The organism is Pleurocapsa minor HA4230-MV1, from assembly GCA_019359095.1.
Lineage (GTDB): Bacteria > Cyanobacteriota > Cyanobacteriia > Cyanobacteriales > Xenococcaceae > Waterburya > Waterburya minor.
On record JAHHHZ010000006.1, the window covers coordinates 37,831 to 50,262 of the forward strand.

The window sequence follows — 12,432 nt, forward strand, 5'->3', positions numbered from 1 at the left end:
AAGCTATTAGTTGTCAGCTTTTCTAGCTAAAAAAGACCGAAAAAAAAGGTTTTAGCCAAAACGATAGCCGAAACCTCTAACTGTGATCAAATATTCTGGCTGACTTGGTTCTAACTCTAGCTTTTCACGCAACCAGCGGATATGAACATCGACGGTTTTGGTATCCCCTAAAAAATCTAGTCCCCAAACCTGTTCAATTAGCTGTTCCCTTGACCAAACTCGACGGGGATAGCTCATAAATAATTCCAACAACCGAAATTCTTTAGGGGATAAATTAACTTCGATTCCCCTTACTATGACACGGCATTCTTGCGAAAACAAGCTAATCTCGCGGTATTTTTGGACTGAACTAGGAGATAAGCTGGTGTAGTTCTGACGACGCAGTAAGGCGCGACAGCGAGCAATTAGCTCTCTCATGCTAAAGGGTTTAGTTAAATAGTCATCTGCTCCTACTTCTAAACCCAATACGCGGTCTGTTTCACTACTTTTGGCACTAATTACCAATATAGGCGTTATGTCTCCTTGATAGCGCAGCAAACGACAGATGTCTAGTCCATTTACTTCGGGCAACATTAAGTCCAAAATGATTAAATCTGGAGTCAATTTATCTCGGCTAAAATCTGGGCTTTGAAGAATGTTCAAAGCAGCCCTGCCATTACTGGCGGTATAGACTTCATAGCCTTCTTCTTCTAAAGCTACCTTAACCATATCTCTAATTAAGTCTTCATCTTCGACTAGCAGAATGCGATTGATCTGGGCTAGTTTTGATTGTTCGGAAGTCTGAGGATTTTGCAAGGAAAGCATAAATAGATACTTTAATTTGTCCGTACTATTACATATACACTAATATCGCCCTAGATAGAATATTGAGCAAACTATTTTGTGAATTGTTCAATAAGAGCTAATAGCTTAATCTGGATCAAAGTCATCTGGAATAAAAGAATAGATTATGGCATCATGAAATTTGTCATGGATTAACAGCTTGTTTCTACTTATTCCTTCCTTACAAGCACCTGCTCTTTCTGCAACACGCTGACTATCAATATTCTCTACTGAGGCTATAATTTCAATACGTTTTAACTGCAATTGTTGAACCCCAAACCTAGCTAATAACTTTGTCGCTGTCGTCGCATATCCTTTTCCTGTATATCCAGTTCTTAGCCAGTAACCTAGATTAACGTACCAAGGCGACGAGCTAATACCTATGCCACAACCGCCGACTACTGTACCTTGGCGATCGCGTATACTAAAACCAAACTCTTTACCCTCATTCCAACGTTGAGGTCTTGTTTTGATCCATGCTTCAGTTTCGGCAATTGTATAGTTAGGATGACACCAAGGTAGCCAAGGATAAACACGATCTATTGAAATCTGAATAGCTTCAAATAGCAGAGGAATATCTTTGGGAGTGTATTTTTGGAGAACAATTTGATCGGACTCAAGCATAAAGAATAAAGATGCTCAGAGTATTAAATATTTTTGTCTCTAATGTGCGATTAATCAAAAAGAGGCTAGTAAAAAATTAATAGACCTCTTGCATGAATAGCAGATTAATGTTTTTCCCTTTAACCTTTCCCCTTTTCCCTTGTAACAAGGTATTTAGTTGTGATTAGGGCAAGAAGTCTAATGTTTTTCTTTGCCTCTTCTGTCTTCTCTACCCGAAAATTATTCAGTTATTACTTAACCACCGCAGGTAAAGATCATTCCCATCAGCTGATGAGTAACAGGCAGAGTATCAACAATCATGCCTACGCATAAGAGCATCATGTAAAAGATCGAATACTTAAACATCCCCTTGGCTAATTGATTGCTAGTAGGATCTTGTTTTAATTCCCAGGCTTTGTAGAGAAACTTAGATCCTAAATAAAGAGCGATCGCGCCATAAATAATTCCTAAGTTACCGATTGGATACATTAACAATAGACTACAAGGAACTACTAGTAAGCTATAGATCCAGATTTGCTTGACGGTGGCTTCTTCCCCTTCTACAACAGGCAACATTGGTATCCCTACCTCTGCATAGTCTTCTTTGATCATTAATGCCAAAGCCCAAAAATGAGGAGGAGTCCACAGGAAGATAATGCCAAACAATAACCAGGGAATTAAACCCAAATCTCCTGTTACCGCAGCCCAACCTACTAAAGGTGGGATTGAACCTGCTGCACCACCAATTACAATGTTCTGAGTCGTGTGTCGCTTCAGCCAGTGGGTATAAATCAACATATAGAAGACAATGCCCGACAATGCCAACATTGCAGCTAATAGATTAGCAAATATTGTTAGCAGCGAAAAAGACAATACTCCTAAAACGACGGCAAAAATTAGAGCATGACGAGGCTGTACTCTCCCTGAAGGAATCGGCCGTTGGCGAGTCCGCGTCATAGTGTAGTCTATATCTTGGTCGTAGATACAGTTCATTACTTGCGCAGAGGCTGCTGCTAATGTTCCACCTAATAAGGTTATCAGTAGTAAAAACGGATCGACTCGACCATCAGAGGCAATCCAGATTGATGCTGCAGTGGTAATCAGTAGTAAGGGAATAATGCGCGGTTTTGTTAGTTGATAATAGCTTTTTATTACTTCAGTTATATTTTGATTCTGGCGAGCAAGACTTGTCCCTGTCATTACGATTATTCCTGTAATTGGTCTAGATGTATGTGTGTCGGTGTATTTGAAAAATGATGACTACATCATTGATATTGATTCTTGGGTGCGATCGCGCTGTCTCTCATGGCTAGTACGGTAAAAGCAATTAATACTCCCAGTAAACTTGCTCCTACTGCTTGATGCGTTACGGTTAAAGGTTCAACCTGGAGATGTAGCCTAAAAGTAGCGATGCCGAGTAAAATTTGTAGACTAACTAATCCTGCTGCTGCGTTAGCCAGAGTGCGAAGATTTGCATTTAAGCCAGGGGTTTTCCAAGCAAACCAAACTACGGCAATGGTAGCTAGAGTTGGGGGTACTACACCTAATATGTGAGCATTCATCACGTTACATAGCTGCGATCCGCCAAAACACTGATGTAACGCCCAGCGTGAGCCAACTAATCCCCCCAAAATGCTCTGTAGATAGACTAAGATGGCAGCACTCAAGCCCAACCAACGTAGTTTCCCCGCTACACCTGTACCCTGATAGGGAGTTAGTGCCGTGCCGATAATGATCAAGGTACTAAAAAATAATAATGCTGTACCCAAATGAGCTGTGACAATATCAAAACGTAGTAATTGAGTTACCGTTAATCCCCCTAAAATCCCTTGAAAGACAATTAAAAATAGGGCGAAAGTTGCAGCCCAAGGTAGCCATTGGGGTAGTTGTTTGCGAAACCACCAGGATAAGCTAGATAAAGCGATCGCACTTACGCCAATCAAAGCTGCATCTAAGCGATGAAACCATTCAAGAAATACCTGAAGGTTCATTTGTCTGGTGGGTATCAGCTGACCATAACATAATGGCCAGTCAGGACAGGCTAATCCTGCATTCATAACTCTCGTGGCGCTACCCACCGCCATCAGCAATAAAGTTGCGATCGCAATTTTCCAGACTAAACGACGTATCCATACTCTTGGTTGATATACATCCTGTAGTCTTGCATTGGACGATTGAAACAATGATTCGGTCATAGCAAACTTAATCAAAATAAAAAAGATAAAACTTGGTTGAATATAAAGTGCAATATTTTCTGCTAATGAGTGCGATCGCCTTAATAGTAAATTAGATTTTTATCCCTCAAGTTTTAATTTTGGCTATCTATACTCTAGCTATCTTTTTATTTGTAGCTTTATCTTTATTAGATATTCTTCAGATTGCTCGATTAAAGTAACCAATAAAATCTAACTTCATAAAGAAAAAATTAAGTTTGAGTAAATAATTAAATAATTAAGCTAGCCAATCTGGCTCTGGTTTTCAAGATCCCAAATAAAATCTAAAGAAACTTCAAGATTTTCAGTGGCTTTATTTTGATGCTTGCCTATTTATTAGTAATTTGATCTAACCTATTAGATAGACTAAACAATAATTTTGTAACTGAAATTTTAAGGGTAAATTCCCACTGCACTGCCTAGATCTTGGTAAAGAATTGTAAAATTTAAGCATTTTAGACTGACCAATATACTAGTTAGCAGCAAACCTAGAAACCAATAACTCAAACTATTACCGTGAATATTCCCAGCAGCATACTTACCCTAATCGCAGGCGTGGCAATGACCTTGATCAGTCTTTGGTATGGTCAAAACCATGGACTTTTGCCAATAGCAGCATCCAGCGATGCGGGAGATGTCGATGAACTCTTTAATTTTATGATGACCATCGCTACTGGTCTATTTCTTTTGGTTGAAGGTGTTTTGGTCTATTCTGTGATCAAATTCCGTCGCGCTAAAGGAGACTTTACTGATGGGCCGCCAATAGAAGGTAACGTGCCTTTGGAAATTGTCTGGACTGCTATTCCGACAGTGATTGTCTTTATCCTCTCTATTTATAGCTTTGAGATTTATAACCGCATGGGAGGACTAGACCCAATGACAGCAGGAGATCCTGGCCCCCAAATGGCTCATGCTCATCATCATCATTCACAGTTAGTCGCTCTAGATCCCAATCGACAAAATATTGCTTTAGGTTTAGGTGCCTCTCCAGACTCTAAACAAGGTATTAATCCATTGGAAATTAAGGTAAACGGAATTCAATATGCCTGGGTGTTTACCTATCCTGAAACTGGTGTCATCTCAGGAGAAATACATGTCCCTGTCAATCGTCCAGTAGCATTAAACATGACGGCAGGGGATGTAATTCATGCTTTTTGGCTACCTGAATTTCGGATTAAGCAGGATGTAATACCTGGCAGAGAAACTAACTTAGTCTTTACTCCCAATCAAATTGGGCAGTACCCCGTAGTTTGTGCCGAATTATGTGGTGCATATCATGGTGGGATGAAAACTCAGCTTTATGTCCAAAGCGAAGAAGACTATCAAAAGTGGATTCAGGAAAACACCTTTGCCATGAATAGTGAGAACAATCAATCCGTCGCCATGAGTCCAGTGCCTAACTCTCAGGCTGAATTTTTAGCATCCTATGCCAAAGACTTGGGAGTCAACAGCGATACTTTAGCTCAGTTAAAGCCTACTGAAAATAAATCACAAGCGCAAAGCTTAGAACTATTCAAATAGACCAATTAAATTTCATAAATCACATTAAGTAATGAGTACAACCCTAGAAAGAAATGCTCCAATAGCACCACCAGAGCATGATCGACATCCTCAAAGAAAGTGGCAGGACTACTTTGGCTTTAGCACGGATCACAAAGTAATTGGGATTCAATACCTAGTTACTGCTTTCTTTTTCTATTTTGTCGGTGGTGCATTAGCTGAGGTGATGCGGACTGAACTTTCCACTCCCGATCCAGATTTTGTGCAACCAGAATTTTATAACCAGCTTTTGACGATGCATGGAACAATTATGTTGTTTCTGTGGATTATTCCTGCTGGGGCAGCATTTGCCAACTATTTGATTCCTTTGATGGTTGGGGCAGAGGATATGGCATTTCCTCGTCTTAACGCCGTGGCATTCTGGATGATTCCTCCAGGTGGGATCTTATTGCTGAGTAGCTTCTTCAACGGTGCGCCTCAAGCTGGTTGGACTTCCTATCCTCCTTTGAGTTTAATCAGCGGTAAATCGGGAGAGGAGATTTGGATTCTGAGTGTCTTAATTTTAGGAACATCTTCGATGTTTGGGGCGATTAACTTTGTCACCACTATCCTGCTAATGCGGATGCCCGATATGGACATTCACAGTATGCCTTTGTTTTGCTGGTCAATGTTAGCTACTTCAGGTTTGATTCTAATTGGTACTCCTGTGTTAGGGGCAGCATTGATCTTGCTTTCCTTTGATTTGCTAGCGGGAACAGCGTTTTTTAATCCTGCTGGGGGTGGAGATCCAATTGTTTACCAGCATATGTTTTGGTTCTATTCTCATCCTGCGGTATACATTATGGTTTTGCCCTTTTTTGGGGCAATTTCCGAGATTTTGCCAGTTCATGCCCGTAAACCAGTTTTTGGCTATCGAGCGATCGCCTATTCTAGTTTAGCAATTAGCTTTCTAGGATTAATTGTTTGGGCGCATCATATGTTCTCTAGCGGTACTCCTGGCTGGTTACGGATGTTCTTTATGGCAACTACTATGATTATTGCCGTACCCACAGGGATTAAGGTGTTTAGCTGGTGTGCGACTATTTGGGGTGGCAAACTAAGTCTCAACAGTGCCTTTATCTTTGCCGTTGGTTTTCTTTCTTCTTTCTTAATTGGTGGTTTGAGTGGCGTCATGTTGGCTGCTGTGCCGTTTGATATTCACGTCCACGATACCTACTTTATTGTGGCTCACTTCCACTATGTCCTTTTTGGTGGTTCCGTATTTGGCTTGTTTGCAGCGGTCTATCATTGGTTCCCGAAAATGACTGGGCGGATGGTCAATGAAACTTTAGGTCAAATTCACTTTGTCATGACCTTTATTGGTTTTAATATCACCTTCCTACCGATGCACCAATTAGGTTTACAGGGAATGAACCGTCGTGTTGCCCTCTACGATCCTCAGTTTCAGACCTTAAACATGGTCTGTACGATTGGGTCTTATATTCTGGCATTATCTACCTTCCCGTTTATTATCAACATTATTTGGAGTTTATTGAAAGGGAAAAAAGCTGGTCGTAATCCTTGGCGCGCTTTGACTTTAGAATGGCAGACTGCTTCGCCCCCAATCATTGAAAACTTTGAAGAAGAACCTGTTCTTTGGGCAGGCCCTTACGATTATGGTATTGATACCGAAACGATCGATGGTAATGAAGATGTTGAAGATATGTTAGCAGCAATTAGCGCTGAAGGAAGTTAAACAGAATTAGGGATGAAGGATTACAGGATTTATTGATATTTAATTGAAGCGTTCTTTCTTTCTTCCTTCCCTAATTTCCCTATTTAGACAATTAACTATTAACAAAGATTGATATATGCAAGGTTCAACCGTAGATAATAAATCTCAAATAGCGATCGCTTCTGAGCAAGAGGCAGTAGAACAGGTCGGACATCACGGGCATCCCGATCATCGGATGTTTGGTCTATATATTTTCCTAGTTTCCGATAGCATGACCTTTCTGGGCTTTTTTGCTGCGCTACTCATTTATCGCGCAATTATGCCCGTTTGGCCCCCCGAAGGAATGCCAGAGTTTGAACTACTAATTCCTTTAATTAATACTTCGATTCTAGTGGCTAGTAGCTTTGTCATGCATGAAGGGCAAAAAGCTTTAAAAAAAGACGACGTTAAAGGCTTGCAAAAGTGGTTTGGGATTACCGCAGCGATGGGTGCAATTTTCCTGGCGGGACAAGTCTATGAATATTCTCACGCCGAGTTTGGCTTAACTACTAATCTATTAGCCAGTTGCTTTTATGTCCTAACAGGATTTCACGGTTTACACGTAATGACAGGTGTATTACTGATTCTGTGTGTGCTTTGGCGATCTCGTGAAGCAGGGCATTATTCAAGTGGTAGTCACTTTGGAGTTGAAGCCGCCGAGATTTACTGGCACTTTGTAGACGTGATTTGGTTAGTTTTATTTGTCTTGGTATATCTGCTTAATTAATCTCAATGAGTCGATCGGTTTAATTAGTAAGGGGCGTTTCATGGAGCGTCCTGATTCTTTTTTTTAGTAAAGAGGATTAAATGAAATACTATTGCAATTTTTTGACTCTTAGCTTAATTTCAGTTAGCACGGTTACTTTATCTTTAGTTAACGAAAAAAGAGTCTCTGCCATTGGCTGTGATACGTACTACCGAGTAACGGGGCAAATTGCTGGCTGTACTGATGTATCTACGGAAAATGCTCAAGATCTTTGGCTACAAAAATATAGCATTTGTTTAAATCAACAATTAGACCAAGAAATCTCTATCTACAGAGGCAAATTGAAAACTAATTATGCTCAGGAGAAATATAACTCTGAAGAAAACAAAATAGGTAACATTTGGCTTCAAAATACAAATACACCTTTTCTCTCTTTATCTAACAATCCTGCGATAACATATCGAGGAAATGCCGATTTTTGCCATCAAGAATCAAAATAATTTTGCTTATTTTAAAAGTTGTTTAAAAGCTGTTTAAAAGCGATTACGCTCCGCGCGACGCGAAGCTAGTCCTTTAGGATACCCTTACGGATCGCTCAAAAAATCCTGCTTAATCTGCTCAGACTCAACAGTAAGAAACCATTCTTTAATTCCTTGAGCTAGAGTTTCGGCTAATTTTTCTTGTTCTTGTTCATCTGTAATCCATTCAAACTCTTCAGGATTAATCATGAAACCCAGTTCCAGCAAGATAGCAGGTGCAGTGTGAGGACGAGTTAAAGCTAAATTGTTCCAGAAAGTGCCTGCATTAGGCCGATCTAATTTTTCGATCAAATAGTTGTGTAAAAACATTGCAGGTGCCTGAGCTTGAGTGTTGTACCAAAAAGTACTAATTCCTTGAGTCTGCTCGGCATCTCCATCATCAGGTAAGGCATTGTAATGAATTGAAATAGCCAAATCGGGCTTAATTTTGTCAATCATTGCCACTCTTGCTTCTAAAGCTAGATCTACATCTTTTTCTCTAGTTAAGTAAACTGTTGCGCCTAATTCTTTCAATTCATCTCTAACCAATTTAGCAATAACTAAATTAATCGTTTTTTCAGGGTATCCTGTTGCCCCTCTTGAACCTTTTTCTTCACCTCCATGTCCAGGATCTAACAGTATTTCGATATTTTCTAAAGGCTTTTGGCGATCAGACTCAATTACATTGTCTTCAATTAAATCATCTAAATCATCATATTTAATTGATTCTGCGACAGGCATTGATAAAGTTTCAGGAGGATGGCGTAGAGACAAAATCAAATTAGAACCTTCATAACGCAAATCGTAACCCCACTGCTGTCGATGATGAAGTTCAAAAGTATAATCAATTTGAGTTGGTGACACCTGCTGCCAATCAAGACGTTTAATTAGAGGGTCGGTATCCAGACGAATTGTGTCAGTCTGAGCTGTTGTATTATGTAAACTAAGAGTGATAGTATCTTCTTTCTGCTCGATTTCTACGGGTACAGGCACCTGTAGTGGGAAGACAATTTCGGTTGCTGATTTTACTTGTCTAGATGTAACTCCCCTAATTATGGACTGAGGCGGAATATTTTCGGGGATAGGCTTGGTTTCCTCGGCTCTAATCCAAGCACCATAATCAAGTCGTAGCCATTCACCCTCCTTGCCTGTCACTCTAGCTCTTACACCTTTGGGCAGAGGAGTTAAACGAGAATAATCAGTACTTGCTCCTGTTCTAGCTACACCAGCATCAGCGATTACTTCTATTACCCTGATATCTTTCGGCGAAAGAATGCTAATTTGTCCTTGACTTTGACTAGTTACTGTCTGATTATTTTGTTCCAAAGTAAATATTGGCTTGCCATAATTATCAGCCAGATCCAGTGTGGTACAACCCTGATATTGACCCAGGTTTTGCTGCTTTTGGGATCCAGTTTTTGATGTCAATACCGCAGAATTAGTAGGTAACTCAACCGACTCAATTTGAGGCATGAGCAAAATTTTGCTTTGACCTATTTGTGCTGAGACTTTAGCATTTGGTGGGGCAACGGCACCGAGACATATCGGTTCATCGGGTAGGCGAGCCAAATCAACAGCTGGGATCAAAGAGCCAGGGGCGAAAGTTAAAGTTTTAGGTATTTCTGGCTGATTATTGATACGAGTGACTTTGAGCTTTATTTTCTTGTTTCCTTGACGAATAACAAAAATATTTTCTCCAATTTTCAAGGGCAAGCTAGGGGCAAAATGTCCAGAAGCACTACGATTTTCAACTTCTTTACCGTTGATTAAAACAGGTTCTTGAGGTGATGCTGTACCAATAAAAAATATTTTCTCGGCAATAGTTTCGTGTTTTGGAGGTGGATAAACTATCGATAAAGTTGACTCAGCTTTGACAGACAAGGCAGTTCCTATCATAGTACCTACCAGCAGAACATTAGTTAAAACTGCTAAACCGAGAAATCGTTTCATTTATTTATCTGAGGACTGAGATTATTTCCATCCTGATTGATCCATAATCTTAACCGCATTGGCATTATTTTTTCCGTAGGCAGAAACATTAGTGGTGTCATCTTTAAACTCCCCAAAACTCTTGATTACAGAGTTAACTGGTATACCTTCCACTACTGGGTATTCATTATTACCTAAAGCGAAAAACTCTTGAGCTTCGGGGTTGGCAAGATATTCCAGAAAAGCGATCGCATTTTTTTTGTCAGGAGCATTTTTTAATACCCCAGCACCACTAACATTAATGTGAGTTCCTCGATCCTTTTGATTAGGAAATATTACGCCAATTTTGCTAAATATTTCTGGTTGCTCTTCATACCTAGCCAAGTAATATGTATTGGCAAGGGTAATATCTCCAAGTCCCGCTGCTACCGCCTCAATATTTCCTGTATCTGTACTTTGTGGAGGACGAGCAAAATTAGCTACTAATCCCTTGATCCATTCTGAGGTTGCTTGCTCACCTTTTTCTTCAATCATACCTGCGACCAAAGATTGATTATAGATATTACTTGAAGAACGCATGATTAATTTGCTTTTCCATTTGGGATCGGCTAAATCTTCGTAAGTAGCTAGATCCGTAGGGTCTATTTTATCTTTGTTATACATAATAACTCGCGCCCGTTTACTAAAAGCAAACCAAAGATTATTAGGATCTCTTAAATTAGCAGGAATTTGTTTATTTAAGACTGCTGAATTTACTGGAGCAAAGATCCCCGCTTGCTCAGCACGCCACAACCTTCCTCCATCAACGGTAATCAAGATATCTGCGGGACTATTTGCACCTTCACTTTTAATTCTTTCAATTAGTTCGTCATCTTTACCTTCAATCAAGTTAACTTTGATACCCGTTTTTGTAGTAAAACCGTCATATAGCTGCTCGTCGGTATTGTAGTGGCGAGAGGAGTAAATATTCACCTGTCCAGCCTGTTTTGCTGCTGTTTCTTCTGTTTCGGCTTGGCTTTGTGGTTGTTCTGGCTCTGTTTGGCTACAGGCAACAACTATAGCTGCCGTACTAGCACCTATAAAAAAACGCCGAGAAAGCTTATTTATTTGATTATTCATCTGAATTTATCAAGACTATAATTTTTCTGAAAGAGAATATTTTAGACTTCTCATCATACAGCTTTTGCTATTTATTCTCAATAAGCATAGTAGTCAGTCATTTTATTTGTAATGGAAAACCAAGACTTTCTCTTTGCTCTAGATATAGTTGGGCGACTTGTCTAGCCATACTGCGGATTCTGCCTATATAACGAGTTCTTTCTGTTACGGCGATCACTCCCCGAGCATCTAATAAATTAAAGCTATGAGAACACTTAAGAACATAATCTAAACTAGGAACAACCAAACCGCGCTCAATCAATTGTTTTGCTTCTTGCTCATAAAGACTGAATAGGCTAAATAGCAAATCAGGATCGGATGCTTCAAAGTTATAGGTACACTGCTCGATCTCTGCCTGTAAGAAAATGTCTCCATAATTAAGGCGATCGTTCCACCTGATTTTAGTCATTGCATCCACATCTTGTAAATACATAGCCAATCTTTCCAAACCGTATGTAATCTCAATCGAAACAGGATTACAATCAATTCCACCACACTGCTGAAAATAGGTGAACTGAGTAACTTCCATGCCATCTAACCAAACTTCCCAACCTGCACCCCAAGCACCAACGGCAGCATCTTCCCAATTATCCTCTACAAAGCGAACATCATGATCTGCCGAATTAATGCCCAAAGCTTTTAAAGACTCTAAATATATTTCTTGTATATTATCTGGAGATGGTTTAATTAATACTTGGTATTGATAATAGTGCTGAAAGCGATTTGGATTTTCGCCGTATCTACCGTCTGTCGGTCTTCTACATGGTTCTACATATGCCACAGACCAGGGTTCTGGGCCTATAGCTCTCAGAAAAGTACTAGGATTTTTTGTTCCTGCACCTTTTTCGGTATCGTATGGTTGAACAATTACACAGCCGCGATCGCTCCAAAAATTGTTTAATGTAGCTATTATTTCTTGAAAAGATAAAGACATACGAAAAATACTCTCTAAATATCTGCTCAAACACCATAGCATGACTGACTTTGAGAAAAATAACGAAAACCATTCAAAAATAAATTTCCAAATAGGGTTGACAAACAAAAATAGAAACCCTATATTGGTAAATGCGCGGTTGAGAGGGGCTTTGGTCACTCAAAGCGTGAGAACCAAGACAATACAATAGTTTGACAGTTTTAAAGCCCCCAAGTTTTTTGGATAAAAAGTCAATTATAAACCACTCCAAGTGAGAGGATAGAGCAAGTTTTAACAAACTTAATCAAAACTTCACA

At 39.7% G+C, this 12,432-nt stretch carries 11 protein-coding genes; 4 read left to right on the plus strand and 7 right to left on the minus strand.

The window, feature by feature from the left end:
• Nucleotides 1–51: 51 nt before the first annotated feature.
• The 4 genes from KME09_01650 to KME09_01665 all read right to left on the minus strand — a co-directional run bounded on the left by KME09_01650 (nt 52) and on the right by KME09_01665 (nt 3,620).
• Nucleotides 52–804 (minus strand): response regulator transcription factor, encoded by a 753-nt coding sequence (locus tag KME09_01650; protein ID MBW4532619.1) that lies wholly within the window; start codon nt 802–804, stop codon nt 52–54.
• Between the two features lie 105 nt (nt 805–909).
• Entirely contained in the window at nt 910–1,446 is a 537-nt protein-coding gene (locus KME09_01655) for a GNAT family N-acetyltransferase (protein ID MBW4532620.1), read from the minus strand.
• 234 nt (nt 1,447–1,680) lie between these two features.
• Complete coding sequence (locus tag KME09_01660) at nt 1,681–2,625, minus strand: heme o synthase (protein ID MBW4532621.1); 945 nt, start codon at nt 2,623–2,625, stop codon at nt 1,681–1,683.
• A gap of 65 nt (nt 2,626–2,690) precedes the next feature.
• A complete protein-coding gene (locus KME09_01665) occupies nt 2,691–3,620 on the minus strand; it encodes a heme A synthase (GenBank protein MBW4532622.1) in 930 nt (309 codons plus the stop codon).
• A gap of 534 nt (nt 3,621–4,154) precedes the next feature.
• Here KME09_01665 and KME09_01670 point away from each other — a divergent pair.
• From KME09_01670 to KME09_01685, 4 genes are all read left to right on the plus strand, one after another.
• On the plus strand, nt 4,155–5,159 hold the full coding sequence (locus KME09_01670) for a cytochrome c oxidase subunit II (GenBank protein ID MBW4532623.1): 1,005 nt from the start codon (nt 4,155–4,157) through the stop codon (nt 5,157–5,159).
• 31 nt (nt 5,160–5,190) lie between these two features.
• Nucleotides 5,191–6,873, plus strand: a complete 1,683-nt coding sequence (gene ctaD / locus KME09_01675; GenBank protein ID MBW4532624.1) for a cytochrome c oxidase subunit I — start codon at nt 5,191–5,193, stop codon at nt 6,871–6,873.
• A 115-nt stretch (nt 6,874–6,988) separates the two neighbouring features.
• Complete coding sequence (locus tag KME09_01680; GenBank protein ID MBW4532625.1) at nt 6,989–7,618, plus strand: heme-copper oxidase subunit III; 630 nt, start codon at nt 6,989–6,991, stop codon at nt 7,616–7,618.
• 80 nt (nt 7,619–7,698) lie between these two features.
• Complete coding sequence (locus KME09_01685) at nt 7,699–8,097, plus strand: hypothetical protein (GenBank protein ID MBW4532626.1); 399 nt, start codon at nt 7,699–7,701, stop codon at nt 8,095–8,097.
• 84 nt (nt 8,098–8,181) lie between these two features.
• On the opposite strand, the gene KME09_01690 is transcribed toward KME09_01685, so the two are convergent.
• The 3 genes from KME09_01690 to glyQ all read right to left on the minus strand — a co-directional run bounded on the left by KME09_01690 (nt 8,182) and on the right by glyQ (nt 12,136).
• The gene (locus KME09_01690; protein MBW4532627.1) at nt 8,182–10,065 is read right to left on the minus strand and encodes an N-acetylmuramoyl-L-alanine amidase; all 1,884 of its coding nucleotides are present in this window, start codon (nt 10,063–10,065) and stop codon (nt 8,182–8,184) included.
• 21 nt (nt 10,066–10,086) lie between these two features.
• Nucleotides 10,087–11,163 (minus strand): Fe(3+) ABC transporter substrate-binding protein, encoded by a 1,077-nt coding sequence (locus KME09_01695; GenBank protein ID MBW4532628.1) that lies wholly within the window; start codon nt 11,161–11,163, stop codon nt 10,087–10,089.
• 97 nt (nt 11,164–11,260) lie between these two features.
• A complete protein-coding gene (gene glyQ, locus KME09_01700; GenBank protein ID MBW4532629.1) occupies nt 11,261–12,136 on the minus strand; it encodes a glycine--tRNA ligase subunit alpha in 876 nt (291 codons plus the stop codon).
• Nucleotides 12,137–12,432 lie beyond the last annotated feature (296 nt).